The organism is Paenibacillus sp. FSL K6-1122 (genome assembly GCF_037977015.1).
Lineage (GTDB): Bacteria > Bacillota > Bacilli > Paenibacillales > Paenibacillaceae > Paenibacillus > Paenibacillus amylolyticus.
Window position 1 is genome coordinate 2,929,871 of the sequence record NZ_CP150272.1, and the last position, 22,646, is coordinate 2,952,516.

Sequence of the window (22,646 nt, forward strand, 5' to 3'; positions counted from 1 at the left end):
TGAATGTCAGATACCACCCGGAGTGGGATGGATACCTTGAATTATAAACCTATGAAATTAGGTCACAATCAGGTCATTAATCATTGGATGATCAGCGGCATATATACAAAGCCTGTTGCCTTTGTTCCAACAACGATGGAGGGAGATATTAATGATTGGCTTATCGATGGTTTTGCCATTCATGAGAATCCATGCAGAAAGGAATTTGTAGAACATAGGAGAACGCAGCCTGTGAAGCGATTTTTTGATCAATGGAGCGAGTTTCCTAGCCCGGGAGACGACTTCGTTGGAGAAGAGAACGGAATGCCTTGGGCACTGTATTCTCCTTGGAATAATCCACGTGTGGAGCAATCAGGATTTTGGTTTGTACCGACACATCTGCGCAGTTACGCGGCGACAAGACTCATTTCTCCGACTGCTCATACCGCCTCTTTGCGGATTAAGACCTATGGCAGTCTGACGTTGTGGGTGAATGGGGAAATGGTAACGGATTTTGCGCCACTCATGCGTAACAAGGAGCAGGAAATCGTAATTAAAGCTGAACTTTTAGCTGGAATTAATGAGATCTATGCCTGCTGGGAGGATCTGGCTGAGCGGGATACCATGTATGCCTTTGCGTTGGAATATCTGGGCGACGAGGAATTGGTGATTTCCCTGCCTATTGCTCCTCATTTGGCTGAGTCTGTAAAATCCGCAGAGCAAGCCCTCGAACAGGCTTATTTTCCTTCGGATCTCTTCAGAGGTGAGCAGATTAAGCTCAAGCTGCCGCTTCCCTTGCCGGATATCGTTAGAGAGGTTGATATTCAGTATGGCAATTTTTTTGACGGTACCGAAAACAAGACGATACACATCGCCGAAAAGGAAACGGACCTGGTCCTGGCACATACGAATCAACTCGGTCATCATTACGTATATTTCACGCTGGCTATTTCAGTTTCAAATGTTGTACTAACCAAGAAGTTTGGCTGCCAATCCTATGATACGAGCTATGATGAGGCAGCTCAGCAAGCTGCGGATATTGAAGCCCGCAAATCCTTGGCTCTGCGATGTATTGCCGAGAAGGGCAGTCCCAATATTCATAAGGCCATTGCCATGCTCAAAACAGGAGGTAATCTGCAAGAAGCGGAGAACATTTTGCTTGAGGGTGTGGAAGGGATTGAGCAACGGAAGGATTGCAGTGACTTCTATCTGGTGGGACTGTTCCGTCTTTGGAGAGATGAGCGAAATAGCGGTCTGTTTAGTGAATCGTTCTGGGATCGGGTGAAAGCAAGTATTCTGGGCTATCGGTATTGGATTGATGAACCTGGCGATGATGTGATGTGGTTCTTCAGTGAGAACCATGCCTTGTTGTTCCATACCAATGAACTGTTAGCCGGACAGCTGTTTGGAGATGAAACGTTCAGCAACAGTGGTGAATCCGGTGAAGTACACCGTCAAAAAGCAGAGCAGAGGCTTGCATTATGGTTTGAGCGCTTTTTGGATGAAGGATTGGCAGAATGGAATTCGAGTGCATACATTCCGATTGATGCGGTTGGGTTGTTGCATATCTATGAATTTGCCCATAATGAACAGCTCAGACAGCAAGCCAAAAAGGCAATGGACCTATTATTCTATTATATTACCGTTCAGATGCATCAAGGAGTCTTGTCCACAACGTTTGGGCGCAGCTATGAGAAGGAACTGCTGGGTGGTTATGCAGCGGGAACCACTTCAATGTGCTGGATCGCTTATGGCGTTGGCAATGTAAACAATTATTCAATAAGCAATGTTGCCTTGAGTTTATCGGATTACAGCCCTCCAGCAGCATATCAGGAGCATCTGTTGCTTGGGGACAATCAGCAGTTGGTGTTCGCTAATCAGCAGGGCAAGGGAGGTTACGCCAAGCTCTATCATTGTCGGACCAGGGAATACTCCTTATCCTCAATCATTCGCTTTCGTCCAGGCAAGCCAGGTTATCAGGAGCATGTCCAGCATTTATCTCTGTCACCTGAGGCGCTGATCTGGGTGAATCATCCGGCAGAAATATACAAGCATGGGGATGGTCGACCTTGCTTCTGGGCTGGGAATGGGATATTGCCCGATGTTGTTCAGCATGAGGGGATCGCTTTGATGATGTTTGATATTCCTGCGGATAACAACTCTGACTGGACACATGCTTATTTTCCTACTCACTCCTTCACGGAATGGGTAAGGCATGAGAACTGGCACTTTGCCCGTTTGGATAAGGGTTATGCAGCTATATATGCGGCCAACGGGACGAGTATGGAGAGCAGCGGGGTGACAAGAAAACGTGAGCTTATTTCACCTGGCTTGCGTAACGCCTGGATTATAAGAGCAGGAAGCGAACAGCAATTCGGGTCATTTGACGCTTTTATCAACCAAGTTCGTTCTGCAAGCCCGCAATTCGATAATCAAGCTTTAACTCTCACTCTAACAGACCCGGTATATGGTCCAATTCAATGGGGAATGAACAAGCCTTTTCTTATTAAAGAAGAGGAAATTATACATGAAGGTTATGGAGTGAAGGGACAACTGAAGTTACTGGACATGTAGCGCTGAATCATTTGCAAGAAACCAAGGGAGTGATAACCAACATGCCGAATCAAATGGTGCTGCAGGAGAGAATAAGCAAGGTATCCCAAGCGATGGAGTCTATGAAAAACACAAGTATCAATGAACAGTTTCCCATCGGACTAATCGACATACATCTATGGGAATGGCCGCAAGGTGTCGGTCTGTATGGCTTGCTTCAACTCCATGAGGCAACGAAAGATCCTAAAGTGCTGGAATTTCTCGAATCATGGTACAATGCAAGGCTGATGGAAGGGTTACCGGAAAAAAATGTGAACACCTGCGCTCCGCTCCTTACTTTGATCTCACTATGCGAGCTGACCGAAAACAGGGAGTACGAACAGGTCTGTGAGGAGTGGAGCAGTTGGATCATGGATGGACTGTTGCGAACCGGAGATGGTGCGTTTCAACATATGATTACGGGAGATGCCAATGATGGTCAAATTCTGATTGATACCCTGTTTATGACGGTGCTATTTTTGGCCAAGGCAGGGGTATACTTCAAGAAACCCGACATGGTGGAAGAAGCCAAACGACAGTTCCTTGTGCATATCAAATATCTATATAACAAGAAAACCGGATTGTTCTATCATGGCTGGGATTTCAATGAAAATCATAACTATGGTGCTGTTCATTGGGGAAGAGGCAATGCATGGTATACGGCGGGAGTTATGGATTTCCTGAATATCATTCCGATCGAAGACGGGTTAAAGGCCTATCTGTTGGATACAGCAACCGCTCAAGTCAGAGCACTGAGCAAGCTTCAAGGTGAGGATGGCATGTGGCACACTGTGCTGGATGATCCAACCTCTTACAAAGAAACCTCGGCAACGGCAGCGATTGGATACGGCATTCTTAAGGGAATTCGGTATGGATACCTGGATGAATCCTATCGCCAGAATGGCTTGAGTGCGCTTGAAGCGGTGTTGAAACAGATTGATGATAACGGCGTTGTACAGCAGGTGTCCTATGGTACACCTGTGGGGCAGGATGCTCAGTTTTATAAAGATATAGCGATCAGTCCGATGGGATATGGACAAGCACTTACGTTGTTTATCCTGATTGAGGGCTTGCGGGCTCCAACCGCCGAATAGAATCAGGCGGACTTGTACGGAGGATAGGGGATACAGTTTCCTGTATCCTCCTTTTTGTTTTAGTAAGCTCGAATCTCGATTAATTGGGCATATCTGCTGCCATTTGTGGCATCAATTATGATTCTCAGAGCCTGAGCTGACACAGGGACATCCAGGGAATGAATAACTTTTCTTTTGTGATTTTCTTGAACACTTGCGACTTGTGTCCATTCGCCAGCAGGAGTCAGTACCTCCACGTGATAATCACGCACCAGCTCAGGCATCACACGGAATGTTGTGTGATGGTGATGTAAATTAACCAGATCCTCGTTCACATCATCATTAAACGTCAAGTGCAACTCAGCCAAGGTTTGTGGCTCTTCCCATGTCAGTTGCACCCATTCAGGATTGCCAGACTGCATCGGCTGCGACATCCACTGTTGCGGCCCACCGTAAGGGCGATGATAACCGTTAATCGTGTTGTCCGCTGAATATGCCGAAGTCTCAGAGAGGGTACGACAGCAGAATGGCTGACGCGCCAACCCCTGCATGGACCATAATACGACAGGCTGATTCGTGGCATGATCCTCCAGATTTTTGGACACGTGGTTTTCTTCTGTTTTGAAGAAGATCAGCACTCCGCTGTGTGCTTCTGTCGAATGGTAGAGTGAGACGGCTTTATTGGAGCGGATGATTATAAAAGCATTCTGCGGTTCTTCCGGTCGCCATTCGAGCGGCAGCTTCACCCACTGCGCATTTCCTGTTGTAACGTTAACAGTCGCCGTAACTTGTAACGAATGCGGGACGTAGTTCTCCTTACGCCCCGTATCCCACAGCTCTACCGTCAGTGCGGTATCGCTGGATGCATCCAGCAGTAGCTCCAGGCCGCTGAGCACTGGATGCACAGGCAGCAACAGGGCGACATCTGTACCCAGCGGGTACGTCTCGCCAGGCTGCTCAAGGGCGATGCCCGTCAGCGTGCTGGAGGCTGTAACCTGGGCACGCCGGGCCAGATCCAGCTCATCGTGGCTGCGCACCCCGATGATGGAAGCGTCCTGCCGCAGCAACGTCTGCTGCAGGACCGCCAGATGCCTCGCGTGTAGCTCGCGCGGCGACACCCCCTTGGACGCGCAGAGCGCCGCGCCCGTACCCGCGGCTTCGCCGATGACCGCGCATGTTGCCATGACGCGCGTTGTGCCGAAGGCGACATGTGATGCACTGATGTCGCGCCCGGCCATGAGCATATTCCGCACATTTGCGGAATACAGCGAGCGGAACGGCACGTGATATACGCCATCGGCATGCATATGCTTCGAGCCGCTCGCTTCGGCATACATGCCCTGCGGGGGATGCAGGTCGATGGACCAGCCGCCAAAGGCAACGGCATCCGGGAACTCCTGCTGGCTGATAATATCGTTCTGGGTGAGCACATAGTCACCCGTGAAGCGGCGGTACTCCCTTTTGCCAGGCAGCGAACCAATCCACTCCAGCGTCATATGATCTGCATCAAATTTGCCGGAGTTCTTGATATAGTCCCAGATCCCGTAGATCACGGACCACAGTTCATCACGGATCAGCTCATTGTCATGAACGGTGTCATGTTCACCGCCCCATTCAATCCACCAATAATGACAACCGGAATCCCCGCTGCGAATGACCCGGCGAATCGGAATGCTGGTCTGTGTAATATCCTTGGCAAAAGAAGGCGGGATATAACGGACAGGCGCACCAGCATCCTTGGTATAAAAGAGAAGTGTACTGCCCAGCGTGATCTGATCAGCCACCTCTGGTGCCCACTCTTCGCCATACTCGCTGCGGGCTTCCCGGCCGAGTGCAAACTTGGCTCCAGCCAGAAAGCCTACCAATCCATCACCCGTACAGTCCAGATAGATCTGACTTTCGAATCGGATTTTGCGCTCAGAACCCATCATCCAGCCAGTGACAGAGGTGATCTTTCGTTCATCCCCATCGCCAGTAGCCTCGACTTCATGTACATCCGTGTTCAGGAACAGGCTGATGTTGGATTCAGCTCGAACGGCTTCCAGAATGATTAAGTCCCAGAGATACGGGTTGCCCTCTGGATTACGATACTGGTTCTCTACAAACAATTCCCCCATAATACCCGTTTCCCGGGCATAACGGTTAATCCCGTGGGCGGTGGCACCGCACACCCAGACCCGAACCTCGCTGCTGGAATTGCCGCCAAGCACGGGGCGGTTCTGCACCAGCGCAACCTGCTGCCCCATGCGGGCAGCGGCTATCGCGGCGCATACACCAGCAAGTCCTCCGCCGATGACGGTGATGTCGTTTTGTACATGCTCTTGTTTCATATCTGTGACCTCCTTAACTGAAGTTAGATCCACCTTCACTCCAACTACATATCTATAATTTCATCTTAGATTTATATATTCACTTTTTAAATGCACTATACTATCATCAAACATATACTTTATTTCACAGAAAGGGTGGTCAAGTCATGGAGCTGCTTAACCACATCTACTGGAAGCAAAAAGGGGAATTTGCTCTTACGGAAGATATCTATACGACTTGGGTGGCTTTTGCCGTCGAAGAGGGAATATTCCATTATGAGATTGGGGGTCAGATCGGAGAAGCGAGTTTTGGCGATCTGGTGCTGTGCCCCCCGGCGGTTCCTTTTCGGCGGACAGTCATTACCCCGCTGACATTTCACTATTTACAGTTTAGCAGTAGCCTGGAGGAGGAGGAGTTTCTGCCACCAGCCGGAAAATCGCTGATTAATGACACGAAGCGGTTAGCCTCGACGTACGCTTATTTACGCCAGGACAGTGAGGAGAATAAGGGGGGAGTTGCCCGTTGGAAGACACATTTTATGATGGATTTGTGGCAGTTGTATCAGGTGGAACGCAGACAGAATCGCTTAAAGGAGCGGAGATTTACCGAAGACGCACGAATGGCTGAAGCGGCAGCGCTGCTGGAGGAGCGGGCGGAAGAGGAGATCAGCCTTCAGGAATTGGCACAGCGACTGGCCTTGAGTCCGGTGCAGTTGACAAGGCGTTTCCGGGAAGCTTTTCAGGAGACGCCATCAGGCTATCTCAAACGGGTCCGTCTGAAAAAAGCGCAGAACCTCTTGGCTGACAGCAGCCTGACCCTTAACCAAATTGCCGAGCGATGCGGATATGAGAACGGTTTTTATCTGAGTAGAGTGTTCTCCAAAACGTTGGGCATAAGTCCATCTGAGTATCGCAGGAGACACAGGGTGTAAGCTGAAAGAAGTGAGCAGAAAGCTTGAAGACAACTTTAAAGACAACTTTTGAAGCCAGCGGAGCACCAGGTATACACTTCGTTACGGGTTGCCCAGATTATGGAGGAGCTGGTGCGAATGAGTGCAGAAGCAACGGATACTGCATTTCTAACCGAAATTAGAGGGGAAGTACATTTCAGTTGTAGATCATAGACAATTTATACTATAATTTACCATATGGAGTCCTTATCCGAACGTATGCCCCCCGTATCCGTTTGAATGAGGACTCTGATTTTATAATTAAAACCAAGGAGGTGGATATGGCCTTAGCCTTTGGAATAAGGAATTCATCCTAATATTCGATAAAGGAGAATGGAAGCGATGAGAAAAATGATTTTTTTGAAAGCGCTTAAATTTGTTTTGATGATAACTTTATTAGTTCCTTTGTATTGGGCGGCTCCATCTGTCCATGCGGCAGAAGGGGAAAATACCTTGATTCTGAGTCATGATTTTGAAGATGGCACGGTCCAGAGCTGGAGCGGACGCGGTGAAGTAGAAACGCTTCGTGCAAGCGCCGTTGCAGCTCGTACCGGAGATTATGGACTGGAGGTGAGCGGGCGTGCTATGACATGGCATGGGCCAGCGCTGGATGTGACAGAACTTTTGGAGGTGGGACAGACGTATGTGTTCACTGGCTGGGTGAAGCTTCCGGCGGGAGCGTCCAGCACAAACCTCAATATGTCTTTACAACGTACCCTGCCAGATACAACACATTATGAAAATTTAACATTCGGTACCGCATCCGCAGGCGGATGGACCAAGCTTACTGCACAGTTTAAAATGCTGGAACCAGCGAATCAGTTATCGGTTTATTTTGAAGTGCCAGACCGTGCCACAGCTTCTTTTTATGTGGATGATTTCCGATTGGAGAAGCTGCCAGATCTCGGACCCATTGTGATCGAAGAAGACATTCCTTCCCTACAGGATGCTTTTGCGGGCAAGTTTCGAATTGGGACGGCCTTCACGAACAATGAACTGCTGACCGAACCGGACAAGCAGCTGCTTACGAAGCATTTTGATAGTCTGACACCAGGCAATGTTCTGAAATGGGACAGTACCGAGCCGCAAGAGGGTATGTATAATTTCAGCGGGTCGGATGCCGCAGTTGCTTTTGCAGCAGCGAACGGACAAGAAATACGCGGGCATACCCTCGTTTGGCATACACAAACTCCGGATTGGGTATTTCACGATGCCAACGGCAATCTGGTGAGCAAAACGGTGCTGTATGAACGGATGCAGCAGCATATTGAGACGGTAATGGAGCGTTATCAAGGACAGATCTACGCTTGGGACGTTGTGAATGAAGTCATTGATGCCTCCGAGCCGGATGGCCTGCGGCGCAGTCTGTGGTACCAGATTGCCGGGGAAGAATATATTGAGAAAGCATTTGAATTCGCCCATGCAGCCGACCCGGATGCCAAGTTGTTTATTAATGACTACAATACCCATGAGCCGGCCAAAAGTCAGGCCCTTTACAATCTGATCACTCGCCTTCAAACCAAGGGTGTGCCTATTGACGGAGTCGGCCATCAAACACACATCAGCCTCTTTTATCCAACCCTTTCGGAAATTGAGAGTTCCATTGTCAAATTTAAGGCGCTGGGCCTCGAAACACATATTACTGAGCTTGATGTAAGTGTATATTCCAATGATTCGCAATCTTATGATATCTTCCCGGAAGAACTGAAGACACAGCAGGCGGCGCTGTACAAGTCCCTGTTCCAGATCTTCCTGAGGCATACGGACACAGTCAAAAATGTTACCTTGTGGGGCAAGGATGATGCCAATACCTGGCTACGAACCTTCCCGGTCGCCCGCAACAACTGGCCGCTGCTTTTCGACGAGCGACTCCAGTCCAAGCCAGCCTATTGGTCCGTATTAGAGACGGTCCAGGTCGAGGCAGTACCAGCCGCACCGCAGAATCTGACCGCCACTGCGGTTAGCGACAACAGCATCAATCTAAGCTGGAGTGCATCTGCAAGTGCAACCTCCTATACGGTAAACAGGTCGCTGACAGCAGCCGGACCGTATACATCTGTGGCCGCTGTATCGGGAACAAGCTATATGGATATGGCGGTATCTGCTGGAACCACCTACTACTATGTGGTGAATGCGGTTAACAGCGTTGGGAAGAGTGTGAACTCCGTTCAAGCTTCCGCAAAGGTCCAGGGTGGAGGGCCGCCAGAGCCTGCTGGCAATCTGACTCTAGCCTATCGTGCAGGGGATACAAATCTGCTCGATAACCAAATTAAACCGCAGTTTGCCATTCACAACAACGGTACCTCCGCAGTTAGCCTGAATGAACTGACAATTCGTTACTGGTATACAGTGGACGGGGAGAAACAACAATCCTTTTTCTGTGATTATGCACAGCTTGGAGGCAGTCAGATCAGCGGCAACATAGTGAAACTGCCTGCACCTGTTCCTGGAGCGGACCATTATCTGGAACTGAAGTTCGGTACCGGAGCAGGCGTGATCCCGGTCGGAGGAACCTCTGGGGAGATACATACCCGGTTGCACAAAGCAGACTGGTCCAATTACAGCGAAGGGGATGATTATTCCTTTAACCCGCTGCAGACCTCTTTTGCCGATTGGACCAAGGTAACTCTTTACCGGAACGGCGAGCTTGTCTGGGGAGTGGAGCCTATATCCTAATTTGCTAAGTCGTTATATCCAGCCTAGCCGGAGATCCCAGATCTCCGGTTTTTTTAATGCAATAGAACAAATCTGTGTATCCCTATCCCGTCCCTGGCAACTGGTATCACATATCCATGCGAATGAGCCCGGCCCCGGCCGAAGCGGGGGAACTGATGGTATAATGATCTCAATAATTGCAGGAGGAGCGCTGAGGGGATGACAAAGCCCGACTGGAAGACCTTTTTGCCGCATAAGCTCAGGTATCGGCTGTTTGGTGCGTTTGTGGTGTTGATTCTGCTGCCATTCAGCGTACTTAATGTTTACAACTATGGCCAGATCGAATCTCTGGTTGAGCAAAAAATCAGTGAACAGAGCCACGAGCAACTGGTGCAGATGTATGGTTCTCTGGAGGACCAGATGAGTATTGCATTCAAAACCCTGATTTTTCTGGAACAGGATTCAGCCGTAAGAAACGCCCTGACTTCTCCAGACAATCGTTCTCCGCTTGAGAATAAGTCGTTGGTGGAAGAGAAGTTCAAGATGATCAACAACAGCTTTTTTCTATATAATCCTTCCGTGTACTTCACGTTGTTAGATTTTCATGATAACGTTTACACTTCGTATTTGCCCAAAAAAGCTCTGGCCTATGGCCCTTATCGGGAACAATTTCGCAAGCATCTTGGAGAAATGACCTTCATCAAGGGCAACACTGATTCAAACTCGTTTCCATCAGAAGAGTTGCTCTACCGCTGGGATGCCCGGGATACCAACCATGTCCTGCGGGAGCTATCCTCCAGCCCGTATCTCTTGTCCCTCTATGCGTATATGAAGGACAGTGGCGGCAAAAGGTACGGAATGGCACGGATCAGCATCGATTATTCGTACTGGTTTCAGTCTATGCTGAAGGATTCGCAGAGCAATCAGGAGTATTTCCTGATTACTGGCAATGGGGAAACGATTGCCCGCTCGTCCGAAAAAGCGGTACTTTCCCCAGACGTGACCCGGGAAATTGCACTTCATCCGGCAGAGGCCTATCTGACGGATAATGATTCAGATACGCTGATTAACTACGTATACATCGAGTCACTGGACTGGTACATGGTAAATCGTATTCCACTAGCTGTGTTGTTTACGGAGATATCGGGGCTTAAGCAACGCTATTTTTTAACGTTTTTTGGCTTCACAGCAGCATTTGTGCTCATGGCCTTTATGATCTCGGCGACGTTCACTCGGCCTTTATCACATCTGCAGAACCAGATGAAGGAGGTTGTACGCAAAAACCTCAAGGTCCGTATCCCTGAAGGCCGCAGCCGCGGAGAAGTGCTGGAACTGACCCGTACGTTCAATACGATGCTGGATGATGCCAATCAGATGATCAACAGACTCAAGGTGGAGGAACGCCAGAAGGAAGCGGTACATTTTCATATGCTCCTGGCTCAGATGAATCCGCACTTTCTCCTGAATACATTGAATACAATGAAATGGAGTGCGATCCGCAGCGGGAATGAAGAGATCTCCGAGATGTGTGTTTCCTTGGGCAAATTACTGGAGGTCAGCCTGAATTCACAGGTCGAATTGGTATACCTGAAGGACGAGATTGAGTTGGTTCAAGCCTACCTTCATATCCAGCGGATTCGTTACCGTGATAGCTTTGAGGTGACTTGTGAATTTGACGAAAAACTTGAGTATGCGCTCGTGCCCAAGCTGAGCTTGCAGCCACTGGTGGAGAATGCCATTCACCACGGTGTCGGGCCACTGGAGCAGCTTGGTCAGATCCGCATCGGAATTTACAGGCAAGACACAGGAAAGCTGATGCTGGAGGTGGCAGACAACGGAATTGGAATGGAGGAATCCCGGCGTTTGCAGATGACCCGCACACGTCCGGGGATCGGCCTGTCTAACCTTAAGGAACGATTGCGATTATTGTTCAAAGGCCAAAGTGAACTTGAAGTGATTGATACCAAGCCGGGGACATTAGTGAGGTTCAGCATTCCTTTTTTATTGTCGACGCCGTACGTACAGAAGCGATCTCACTAGACGACTGGAGAGGGGAATCTGGCATGTGGAAGGTATTGCTTGTAGAAGATGAGGTATTCGTACGTGAGTCGGTACGAGAGATTATTTCCTGGGAAGAGCTGGGCTTCACGGTCATCGGGGAATCCGGTAATGGGACCGAAGCGCTGGCGATGATTATACAGGATACACCGGATCTGGTACTGACCGATATTGTCATGCCAGGTATGGATGGTCTGGAATTACTCAAACAGACCCGTCAGGCCGGGTTAAAAACCAAATTTGTCATGCTCACCTGTATGGGGGAGTTCGAATATGTACGCCGTGCAATGGAATACGGGGCTTCCAATTATATTTTGAAACTGTCCATGAGTGTGAATTCACTGCGTGATACACTCCGTAAAGTAAGTGCAGAACTGGGAGCTTCGACTGAAGCCCGGACAGAGACAGATCATCATCAAGTGCCACCTTCCACACCGGTTCTCACATCAACGCCTGTTTCGCCTGATTCTCTTACGGTCTCTTCTGCGCCCCCGTCTGATACGGATCTTCCATTTACACCTGTTCGTGAGCCGATTGTGAAACATCCGGAGATTAGCAAAATAATTCAGTATATCGGACAGCATTACGACCAGGACATTACCGTCAAATCCATGTCACGATATGTGATGATGGGCGAGAATTATGTGAGTGCTTTGTTTAAAAAGAAAACCGGCCATACCCTGATTCACTACCTGCATGGGGTACGGATGGAGAAAGCGGCTGAATACTTGCGCGAGACGGATCTTCCTGTACAGGAGATTGGTTACCGGGTAGGGTTCGGAAGTGATAATTATTTCATTAAAATATTCAAGCGTTGGACCGGTTGCACGCCCAGCCAGTATCGCCATCGTTCGTGACTCACAGGATGAGTAGAAGGAATATGTGTACCGAGTGCTCAGGCAAGCACAAGTAAATCCGTATTTTTGTTCAATGCGAATCATGGATATGTATCTTATGAACCCAGCAAGGTCCCTGCTACGATGTAACGGAAGGTACACTTCAATTCAGGGAGGTCATGTGACCAGATGAGAATCAAAAAAGGATTAACGGGATTAATCGTAGGTGCGCTGATGCTGGGCTTGCTTGCCGGCTGTGTAGGTAAAAATGAGACGAACGGTGGAGATAACGGAGGTGGAGCGGCAGGGGGAAAAGTGAAGCTCACCATGTGGGGCGCGGTGCCGCCCGAGAATGGTCCACAGGAAGTGGTGGATACCTGGAATGCGGAACATCCTGATATTCAGGTGGAATATGTGCGGTTTGTGAATGATGATGATGGCAACCTGAAGCTGGATACGGCGCTGTCCACCGGGCAAAACGTTGACCTGTATGTCAACTATACCCTTACAAATCTGGATAAACGCATCAAGGGCGGGACAGCACTGGATCTGGGCGAGTTCACCGACTACAACATTGATGAGAAAATGGGTGAAGATGCGGCTTCCTGGAAAGTGGACGGCAAATATTACGGGATGCCAACCAAGAAAAACGCTGCCTTCTTCGCTTTAAATATGAAAGCGCTTGATCAGGCCGGACTGAGCGTACCAACAGCCTGGACTTGGGATGAAGCCCGTGAATATGCACTCAAACTGAAGACAGCTGGCTTCAAGTACGGATTGGTGCAGCATACCGCTTCCTATGTAGACCCGCTCGATTCCGTTCTGGTGAAGAACGGTTATGTTAAGGCAGACGGCACTTCCAACCTCGATGATCCACTCGTTACCAAATGGCTGGAGACTTTGAACGGAATGATGAAGGAGGATGCAACCACCCCTCCGCTCGGAGAGCAGCTTACTTCTAAAATGCCGGTGGAGAACATGTTCCTTGGCGGTGAGTCTGCCATAATTAATATCGGCGAATGGCTGATCCGCACATCAAACAATATGACCGAGTTCCCGCGGGATTGGAAAATTGCCTTTGCCCCTGTACCGAGACTGGCTGCACAAGAAGCAGATATGGTGAAGAGTGGAGGACTTGGTGACTTTATTGCGATCAATTCCAAGTCGAAAAATAAAGAAGCCGCATGGGAGTTCCTGAAATGGTACGCCGATGGGGGAATGATGCCGATGGCTGCGGGTGGACGTTTGCCTTCCTCCAATGCGGTTGATCAACAGACTGCGATCGATCATCTGCTGGGCGATTATGCCGATTCTTATGATAAAGAGTCTCTGGAATTTGTGTTGTACGGTGACGAGACACCTACGTTTGTCCGCAGCATTGCGCAGGAAGTGGTCGATCTGCGTGCACAGGAGTATGAAAAGTTCTTCCTCGGTAACCAGACTGCCGAAGTAACGGTACAGAACATGGTCAAACGCCATAATGACTGGCTGAAGCAGAATCAATAGGTTGCAAAAGCAATGAGTCCAAAGGCCGTCCCAATGGGGCGGTTTTTTCTATATAAGCAATAGAACAATTCCATGTTGTTTTCCTCCCGAAAGGCACTGCCGAAATACATATATCTGTGATATCAGGTACAGGGTTATGTTCCTTAAATGTTAGAGGACATCTTGTTATGCTTAATTCCAGAACAGATGTTAAGGAGTGGGGGAGCATATGCATAAATCCTGGATGAAACGGCAGAGCAGACTCGGGTATCTGTTTATTGGGCCCAATATGATTGGCGTGCTGTTGTTTTTTATTATACCGGCTGTCTATTCGTTCTATCTCATGTTCACTGATTACAAATTCATGAGCCCGGAGACGAATTTCGTCGGGCTGGACAATATCCGCCGGATGTTGAATGATGATCTGTTTGGCGTGGCGCTGCGAAATACATTTGTATTTCTGTTAGCGGTTCCGGTATCGATGGGGTTGGCATTTATCGTGGCGGTGGCGCTGAACAAGTCGGTGTATTGGCAAAAAACGCTTCGTGCCCTCTATTTCATGCCCTATATCACCAGCGGCGTTGCCATCGCTTTTGTCTGGATGCTGCTGTTCCAGCCAACATCGGGGCCCATTAATGGCTTCTTGCGGGGGATCGGTATTACGAATCCACCCGGATGGTTATCAACAACCGAATGGTCCATGTATGCGATTGATATCATCTGGATCTGGTTCATGTTGGGTTACAACATGATTATTTATCTGGCCGCTTTGCAGGAAATTCCGGAGGAATTGGTTGAGGCTGCACGGATAGATGGAGCCCGTCCTTGGCAGACGATACGCCAAGTGATCTGGCCGCTTGTGAGTCCAACGACCTTTTTGCTACTGATTACGGGGCTGATTATGACGATCAAAAACTTTGGTATCATTCAAGCGATTACCCAGGGTGGGCCGGGGAACAGCACAACCGTCCTGTCACTTTTTATCTACCAGAATGCCTTCCGATATTACGAGATGGGATACGCTGCCGCCATAAGCTGGGCACTCTTTGCCATCATCATGATATTCACTGTTTTGCAGTGGCTCGGTCAGAAACGTTGGGTTCACTATTAAGGAGGGGAGGGATCGTTATGGAGAAACAAATTGCCGCGAATGCGAAGCCCACAGCTCCACATTCACCTAAAGTTAAAGTCCGCATGGAGTCCTTGAGCCAGATTCGAAAAATCATATTGACACTTCTGATGTCCGGGTTTGCTTTGCTGATGATTATGCCGTTTATCTGGATGATCAGCACGTCGTTCAAATCTCCTGCGGACGTATTCACCTATCCCATCCAGTGGATACCCTCCAGCCTGAACTGGGAGCATCACATTAAGGTTTGGAGTGGAGCGGATACCTTTGCGACGTATTATCTGAACTCGTTGAAAATATCGCTAATTAGCACGGTCGGAGCTGTATTTCTCTCGGCTTTTGCAGCCTATGGCTTCGCACGGATTCAATTCAAAGGCCGGGAGACACTGTTTCTGATCTATCTCTCGATGATGATGGTGCCACCGCAGGTACTCTTTGTACCGAAGTTCCTGATGTTTGAATGGGTAGGCATATATAATACGCATTGGGCATTGATCCTGCCCGGAATGTTCACGATCTTTGGGGTGTTTATGCTGCGGCAATTCTTCCTGTCCGTGCCTTCAGAGATCTCGGAAGCGGCGTTCATCGACGGTGCCGGTCACCTGCGCATATTCTTCAGGCTGATTCTGCCCTTGGCGAAGCCAGCGCTGGCTACACTGGCCATTATTGATTTCTCCTGGCACTGGAATGACTATGAGAATGCGCTTGTGTTCCTGATCGACAAAGACTTGTACACCGTTCCGCTCGGACTGCAGAACTTTATTCTGGAGAATAATGTGGATTACAACGGCATGATGGCCGCTGCCACGGCAGGCATTATTCCGATGATCATCGTTTTCCTCGTGGGTCAGCATTATATCATTCAGGGCGTGGCCGGAAGTGCCGTGAAGGGCTGAAGCTGCTGTCACTGTGATCCCATATAATAACCCTTTTGCTGAACGAAGAGATTTTCGCGGCAGAAGGGTTTTCTGTTGAAAGGGAGAGTAACTTATCTTGCGCGATACAATAGTTCAAACTTCGTATATAATTAACAATGACATATGATGCTGTATGACTACATAACTATCGCGAGGTGCACTAGACTTATGCCAACCATCTACGACTTTACCGTAACCAGAACCAGTGGAGAGCGTTTCCCACTCTATCAATATGAAGGAAAACCTGTGCTCATCGTAAACACGGCAAGTAAATGTAAATATACGCACCAGTTTGATGACATGCAGAAGCTGTATGACCAGTACAAGGATCAAGGACTTCAGATTATTGGTTTCCCGTGTAACCAGTTTGCAGAGCAAGAGCCTGGAAGCAGTTCGGAAGCGGAATCGTTTTGCCAGATTAACTATGGTGTGAAATTTCCGATGTTCTCCAAACTGGATGTGAATGGAGAAGCGGCGCACCCGCTCTACGACTTTTTGAAAAGATCAGGGCCTTTTGCCGGCTTTGATGAAACAGATATACAGGCCAAATTATTGAAATTAATGGTGGCTGAGAAGGCACCAGAATGGTTACACGGCGATGCAATCAAATGGAATTTCACAAAATTCCTGATTGATGCAGAGGGTCGTGTGGTCAGACGCTTCGAACCTGTCGACTCCATCGACGAGATTCAAGAGAGTATTAAACAGCTTCTATAATTTCACTTTCATATATCCTACAGGGGCATGATACAAATCGTTTCCCTCTTCCGAACAGGAGGTGCATGAATGTGCCGAGCATGATGCAATTTAGCGCTTCACTGGAGTATAGTTACCGATCCACCAGCATATTTAACCCAGGCAAGTCAGATGGATTCCATTCACATCCACATTATGAGATTTATTATTTTCATGATGGAGAATGTACCTATATCATAGGAGACCGGGTATATAACCTGGAGCCGGGTGATCTGGTGTTAATGCATGGCCTGACTCTTCATCGACCACATCCGAAGCCAGGCAGTGCTTATGAGCGAAGCACACTGCATTTTGATCCGTCTGCAATCCGCAGCAGCCTGCATCCGGACCGTATGGCTGAGGTCCTGAGACCATTTGAAGAACTCAGAAATTGCCGGGTCAATCTGAAGGGAGATAACCGCTCTGAATTCGAAGCTCTATTGCATGATCTTCATCGTCTGTCTCAAAGTCAGAGCAATTTCAGGCAAGAGCGAATGAATGTCAGACTGTGTGATCTGTTGTATTTTGTAGCAGAGATCTGCCAGGGTGATGTCCAGGAACAACTTCCCTCATCGGAGAGGGAGCGGCATGTCCAACACATTATTCGTTATGTGGATACCCATTATATGAAGGACATTGGTCTGGATGATCTGGCACTGGAATTACATCTGTCCAAGCCATATCTGGCAGGCATGTTTAAGGAAATGACAGGTTTGACGATATTCAAATACCTGTATGACCGCCGTATCAATCAGGCGAAGCTTTTGTTTCAGTTTCAGCCTGAGATCACCGTGACAGAAGCAAGTCGATTGTCCGGTTTCAAACGCCTTTCTCATTTTAGTCGGATGTTCAAACAAAGTGTGGGATGTTCGCCTGATCTGTACCGTACCCAATTGCATCGCCAATCATAGAAGTCGTCTTTGAGCTGACCAGCTTGTCTGGTTGGCTTTTTTTGTTGGTTTTTGTTTGAGGAATGCATCCCACTGTGTTTAGAGGACACGCAGAACAGGTAAAGAAAGGTAATGAACCCAGAGGAGGCGAATATGAATGAAACAGCGCACACCGGATCAGAATAACAACGATACCCAACAGGAACAATCCCGTGACAATCCTGAACAATATAAGACAGAGCACGAAAGTCTGCTTGACCGACATGAAGAAGAACAGACCGTAGATCCAATTCCGATGGAAGATCTGAATATGGAAGCTCAGGAAGAGAAGAATAAAGATCAGACAAAAAGTAACTCGTCTACGGAAGAGAAATACCGGGCGGATTATCGTAAAAAGACGGGCGAAGGATAACTTCAATTGCTGTATTGGGCAAACTTGTTGAAATGTTTTCAGTGAATGTATACTTAGTGAAAATAAATTAGTTTGTTGACTAATGTATGTTACTATATTATAGTTACTGTGTTGGCAATTGAAAAAAAATTTTGGGAGGCGAATAAGAATGACAACTTTTTTTGATGCGTTGAAAAACAGAAGATCTTATTATGGAATCAGCAAGGAATCTACAATTTCGGATGCTAAAATCCAGGAAATCGTAGAAGAAGCGGTGAAATATACACCAACTTCCTTTAACTCACAAACATCCCGTGCCGTTGTATTGCTCGGTGAACAACATGATAAATTGTGGAATCACACAGAAGAAATTTTGCGTGAAGTGGTAGGTAATGAAGAAGCCTTCAAATCCACAGCAGAAAAAATGACTGGATTCCGCAGCGGATATGGTACGGTTCTCTTCTTCGAAGATAACAATGCGATCGCACAGCTTCAACAAAACTTTGCAGCTTATGCAGATAACTTCCCAATCTGGGCTAACCAATCCAACGGCATGTTACAACTGGTAATCTGGACTGCTCTGGAACAAGAAGGTCTGGGTGCATCTTTGCAGCACTACAACCCGTTGATTGACGAGAAAGTGAAGCAAGAATGGAACATTCCTGAGAACTGGAGATTGATCGCTCAAATGCCATTTGGTAAACCAACGGCAGCACCGGGTGAGAAAGAATTCCAACCAATTGAAGAGCGCGTAAAAGTACACAAGTAAGCTTCGCATTTCCCAACATTTAACCACATACGGCCTCGCTTCAATTTGATACGATGATAGTTGATCGTAATCCAATGAAGCGAGGCTTTTTGATGTGAATAATAGATTAAAAGACATAACGAACCAACGGATATGGAAAATGGCATTATGCGGGTTATTAACACTTGGATCAGTGGCTGGATACAGCTCTACCGTTCAGGCTGCAACCGTGCAGCAACAGTTTCAGGATACGCACACCAGTTACGCCAAGGATGCCATTACACATCTGGTGGCCAAAGGTATTGCTGCCGGTACGTCAGAGACTACGTTTGAACCGAAGAAGGCCGTTACTCGTGCAGAATTTGCGACGTTTGCAGTGAGATTGCTAGGTTTGAAGCCCGTAAAAAATAATATAAATCCCTATCAGGATATAAGCATGAATGCTTGGTATTACGGCAACGTTGCCGCCATGACGAATCTTTTTATTCTGGAGGGTAAGGGTCAGGGAACGTTCCAGCCTAATGCTTCCATTACGCGCGAAGAAGCGGCTGCCCTTCTTGTTCGAATGTTAAAACAACAACCCGTAGAGACATCACTCTTATCTTCAACGTATTTTGACGCAGCGGATATCTCGGACTGGGCACGTCCTTATGTTCAAACGGTATATCAACTTGGATTAATGCGGGGAAGCGGAGGCGTGTTCCGACCACATGACGAGGTAACGCGAGAAGAAGCAGCCGTAATGCTCGATGCCATTTTACAAAAGAAAACATGGTCTGAGCAGTTACAACGTGGGGATGAACTTGGCGTTCAGTTGGGCTGGCAATATAACTCCACTACAACTGAATTCAAGAAACAAGTGGAACAGTCTGAGGTCAATACACTTGTCCCGCGCTGGTTTTTCCTGAACAGCAGTATGAAAGTAACAGATCACGCGGACCCTGCATTGATCTCCTGGGCATCCGCCACCGACAGGCAGCTATGGCCATTGCTTGGGAATCGTTCCGATTCGGCAATTACCCATCAGATGTTATCCAGTTCGGCCAACCGAGCGACAGTGATCTCACAGGTAGCCGCTTATGTCAAAACCTATAAATTGGACGGCATTAATGTGGACTTTGAGAATGTTGATCCTGCGGATCGTGAAGGGCTGACGGCATTTGTGACCTCTTTGACGGCTACGTTGCATGCACTCGGTGCTGTAGTGTCCGTGGACGTTTCGCCCGATCTGGGTACTGATTGGACGGATGCATTTGATTATGCCAAACTGGGCGCTGTATCAGATTATATGGTGCTGATGGGATACGAGGAACACTGGAACGGTGATCCGAAAGCAGGATCAGTGGCGTCTCTTCCATGGGTGGAAAAGGCTTTGGATACCATGCTTTCCGAGGTGGTACGTGCCAAAACAATTTTGGCCCTTCCGTTATATACACGGGACTGGTCTTCAGTGAATCCTGCAGCTAGTTCTTGGGACATCACACTTTCAGATCAGGGAATGCGTGCGCATGCTACGGGATCTGTAAGACGATGGGATGCAAGTCTGGTTCAATATATTATCGGGTACAACAGTAATGGTAAGCCAAGATATATATGGGCAGAGGACAGTCGTTCTTTATCGGCCAAAGTGTTAATGAGTGAGCAACGGCAAATCGCTGGACTGGCTTACTGGTATATGGGCGGCGAAACAGCCGATGTATGGAACGCCATTTCAAATGCTTCGCGATTTGAATCTTATAACTTCTAAGCAATCATAAATCTTATAGGCCCAAACTCACCGTGATTCCTACGGATGGTTTGGGTCTGTTTATTTTGGTATAAGATAAGCAATATGAGGAATCGTTTAAGCTTGGCTGAACGGTTTAATGTATATAAGGACAAATTGTTTAATTAAATTAGATAAATGGAAGTTCAGGAGGAGAAGGAGCATGCGAGAGGTTGATTGCATAATTGTAGGTGGAGGGCTCGCAGGGCTTCAGGCAGCCATTCAGCTTGGACGTTATTCAGCTCATCAGGTGTTGGTAATCGACGCGGGAGAAGGCAGATCGACGTTATGCCGGACTTATCATAATATCCTCGGTTTCCCCGATGGGGTATCCGGTGAAGAGCTTAGAGAACGAGGCAGGATGCAGGCAGAGCGGACTGGTGTATCTTTTGAGAAAGACCGTATCATTAAAGCGGAACGTAAGGGAGAACATATTCAATTATTCGGTACTTCCGGATCTGAATATAGGAGCAAAACCGTGTTATTGGCAACGGGGCTCACGGATAGAGTTCCGGACATTCCGGGACTAACCCCTACGCTGGGCCGAACGGTGTATGTCTGCCCTGATTGCGATGGTTATGAGATTCAGGATCAACGTACGGTACTATTGGGATCTGGCGAACCAGGTGCCAATATGGCGATGATTTTAATTCAGCGTACGAATGATCTGTTATATATCAATCATGAGCAGGCTCCCATATCTGCAGAGCTGCATCGGAGCATGAAAGAGGCGGGAGTTCGTTATCTGGAAGCCGCTGTTCAGGAAGTACAACAGATTGAGGATGGCCATATCACCGGTGTTCTGACCGAAGATGGGCAGATCTTTGAGTCGGAGCGTGGATTTATCGCATTTGGAGGTAACCGGGTACACTATGAACTGGCGGAGCAGCTGGGAGCTGTGATTGCAGATAATAAACATGTAGAAGCTGATCCGCGCAGCTTGCAGGCAGCGAATAATGTATGGATAGCCGGGGATCTGGGACTGCACGCAGAACAAGCAACCGTTGCGATGGGTGAAGGTTCCATTGCCGCGATCTGGATTCATAAGGCGTTACAGCAGATGACAAAGGATTAACGTTGAATTTCACCTCCAGATATGAGATTGATTATTCAATCGTTCATTACCAAAAAGTCCTCCCAAGCCATGCATGTGGCAGGAGGACTTTTTGAGTTATCTTTTGCTAGGGAGAAAAGGATTACGCTTATTTGTCTGATGAATCCGTTGACTTGGAGGAAGACTTCTCGTCCTTCGATTCATGGGAGAAATCTTTGCGAATGTTGTCCACGATATCACCAACCACGCCTTCGATCATATCGGTTGGTCCGGGATTATTTTTGTCTGGATGGATAACGGTATTCACTCCTGGTTCAAGTTCATCGTTTGTCTTCTCATGTTTGGTTTTATCACGCATGGGAAATCCCTCCTGGTTCGATATTGTATAAGGTGTTCATTAACATATCCAAACACCGTTACGTATATGTAAACGATTAACCGCTGTATTTCTTTTGAAACGTGTACTTGCTCATATATAGAAGATATATACAGAATTGAACGTACTGATTAAACTTCTGCAATACGTTTATATTATAGATAACCAATGAGTATTAAGTTTAAAGCTTCAAACCAATAAACAACTATTATGCAGGAGGTTATTCAAATGAATGAAGAAAATCATGTAATCCATAAAGATGGCCAAGTTTCAACTGACAAGGTGGACAATGCAATTGAGAAGATTGCGCCGGAAGAAAGAGAACAGATTTTACAGAACTTTGATGCGTTCAAAGAATACCTGGGTAAGCGAATTGCCATGGGAGAATCGATTGGACTAAGTGAGGAGCAGATGGCCAAAATTGCCGAGAAAGTAGCGGATTATCTGGCAGCTCGGGAGGAACCCCGTAATCGTGAAGAAAAACTGCTGCAGGAGCTGTGGAATGTCGGCAAGGAAGATGAACGTCACATGTTGGCTCATATGCTCGTTCGTTTGGCGCAAAGCTCCAGACCCAATCATTAAGATTAGTAAGTTAATAACCTCTGAATGGCGATGCCTTCAGGGGTTATTGCCGTTTACGGAGACTACAGACAGGAGTGATGACGCACATTGTAACTATTTTTAATCTGGCTGATACTTTTATA

18 protein-coding genes are annotated in these 22,646 nt (G+C 47.7%); 16 read left to right on the forward strand and 2 right to left on the reverse strand.

Annotation, left to right across the window (positions count from 1 at the left end; translation table 11 throughout):
- The first annotated feature begins 3 nt into the window (after window positions 1-3).
- Window positions 4-2,553 (forward strand): hypothetical protein, encoded by a 2,550-nt coding sequence (locus NSQ20_RS13665; RefSeq protein ID WP_340032735.1) that lies wholly within the window; start codon window positions 4-6, stop codon window positions 2,551-2,553.
- A gap of 41 nt (window positions 2,554-2,594) precedes the next feature.
- A complete protein-coding gene (locus NSQ20_RS13670; RefSeq protein WP_101313873.1) occupies window positions 2,595-3,665 on the forward strand; it encodes a glycoside hydrolase family 88 protein in 1,071 nt (356 codons plus the stop codon).
- Between the two features lie 59 nt (window positions 3,666-3,724).
- On the opposite strand, the gene NSQ20_RS13675 is transcribed toward NSQ20_RS13670, so the two are convergent.
- Complete coding sequence (locus NSQ20_RS13675; RefSeq protein WP_340032736.1) at window positions 3,725-6,007, reverse strand: FAD-dependent oxidoreductase; 2,283 nt, start codon at window positions 6,005-6,007, stop codon at window positions 3,725-3,727.
- 113 nt (window positions 6,008-6,120) lie between these two features.
- Between NSQ20_RS13675 and NSQ20_RS13680 the strand changes: the two genes are divergently transcribed.
- The 13 genes from NSQ20_RS13680 (at window position 6,121) to NSQ20_RS13740 (ending at window position 21,587) form a co-directional block, all read left to right on the forward strand.
- On the forward strand, window positions 6,121-6,885 hold the full coding sequence (locus tag NSQ20_RS13680) for an AraC family transcriptional regulator (RefSeq protein WP_127546136.1): 765 nt from the start codon (window positions 6,121-6,123) through the stop codon (window positions 6,883-6,885).
- A gap of 360 nt (window positions 6,886-7,245) precedes the next feature.
- Complete coding sequence (locus NSQ20_RS13685) at window positions 7,246-9,579, forward strand: endo-1,4-beta-xylanase (RefSeq protein ID WP_340032737.1); 2,334 nt, start codon at window positions 7,246-7,248, stop codon at window positions 9,577-9,579.
- 198 nt (window positions 9,580-9,777) lie between these two features.
- Window positions 9,778-11,598, forward strand: a complete 1,821-nt coding sequence (locus NSQ20_RS13690) for a sensor histidine kinase (protein ID WP_340032738.1) — start codon at window positions 9,778-9,780, stop codon at window positions 11,596-11,598.
- A 23-nt stretch (window positions 11,599-11,621) separates the two neighbouring features.
- Window positions 11,622-12,473: a helix-turn-helix domain-containing protein gene (locus NSQ20_RS13695; RefSeq protein WP_036670530.1), complete on the forward strand. Its 852-nt coding sequence runs from the start codon at window positions 11,622-11,624 to the stop codon at window positions 12,471-12,473.
- 168 nt (window positions 12,474-12,641) lie between these two features.
- A complete protein-coding gene (locus NSQ20_RS13700) occupies window positions 12,642-13,958 on the forward strand; it encodes an ABC transporter substrate-binding protein (protein ID WP_340032739.1) in 1,317 nt (438 codons plus the stop codon).
- A 208-nt stretch (window positions 13,959-14,166) separates the two neighbouring features.
- Window positions 14,167-15,048: a sugar ABC transporter permease gene (locus tag NSQ20_RS13705; protein WP_036670532.1), complete on the forward strand. Its 882-nt coding sequence runs from the start codon at window positions 14,167-14,169 to the stop codon at window positions 15,046-15,048.
- An 83-nt stretch (window positions 15,049-15,131) separates the two neighbouring features.
- Complete coding sequence (locus NSQ20_RS13710; protein ID WP_100528989.1) at window positions 15,132-15,962, forward strand: carbohydrate ABC transporter permease; 831 nt, start codon at window positions 15,132-15,134, stop codon at window positions 15,960-15,962.
- 189 nt (window positions 15,963-16,151) lie between these two features.
- The gene (locus NSQ20_RS13715; RefSeq protein ID WP_036609037.1) at window positions 16,152-16,700 is read left to right on the forward strand and encodes a glutathione peroxidase; all 549 of its coding nucleotides are present in this window, start codon (window positions 16,152-16,154) and stop codon (window positions 16,698-16,700) included.
- Between the two features lie 65 nt (window positions 16,701-16,765).
- Complete coding sequence (locus NSQ20_RS13720) at window positions 16,766-17,629, forward strand: AraC family transcriptional regulator (protein WP_047842609.1); 864 nt, start codon at window positions 16,766-16,768, stop codon at window positions 17,627-17,629.
- Window positions 17,630-17,765: 136 nt separating this feature from the next.
- Window positions 17,766-18,020: a hypothetical protein gene (locus tag NSQ20_RS13725; protein WP_036609033.1), complete on the forward strand. Its 255-nt coding sequence runs from the start codon at window positions 17,766-17,768 to the stop codon at window positions 18,018-18,020.
- Between the two features lie 148 nt (window positions 18,021-18,168).
- Entirely contained in the window at window positions 18,169-18,768 is a 600-nt protein-coding gene (locus tag NSQ20_RS13730; RefSeq protein WP_036670536.1) for a nitroreductase family protein, read from the forward strand.
- A gap of 94 nt (window positions 18,769-18,862) precedes the next feature.
- Window positions 18,863-20,494, forward strand: a complete 1,632-nt coding sequence (locus NSQ20_RS13735; RefSeq protein ID WP_340032740.1) for an S-layer homology domain-containing protein — start codon at window positions 18,863-18,865, stop codon at window positions 20,492-20,494.
- Between the two features lie 181 nt (window positions 20,495-20,675).
- Window positions 20,676-21,587 carry an NAD(P)/FAD-dependent oxidoreductase gene (locus tag NSQ20_RS13740; protein ID WP_338708579.1) on the forward strand — a complete coding sequence of 304 codons (912 nt, stop codon included), beginning with the start codon at window positions 20,676-20,678 and terminating at the stop codon, window positions 21,585-21,587.
- A 127-nt stretch (window positions 21,588-21,714) separates the two neighbouring features.
- Here NSQ20_RS13740 and NSQ20_RS13745 read toward each other — a convergent pair whose 3' ends face one another.
- Entirely contained in the window at window positions 21,715-21,924 is a 210-nt protein-coding gene (locus NSQ20_RS13745; protein ID WP_338708580.1) for a hypothetical protein, read from the reverse strand.
- 246 nt (window positions 21,925-22,170) lie between these two features.
- Here NSQ20_RS13745 and NSQ20_RS13750 point away from each other — a divergent pair, with 246 nt between their 5' ends.
- Window positions 22,171-22,524 (forward strand): DUF3243 domain-containing protein, encoded by a 354-nt coding sequence (locus NSQ20_RS13750; protein ID WP_340032741.1) that lies wholly within the window; start codon window positions 22,171-22,173, stop codon window positions 22,522-22,524.
- Window positions 22,525-22,646: the final 122 nt, after the last annotated feature.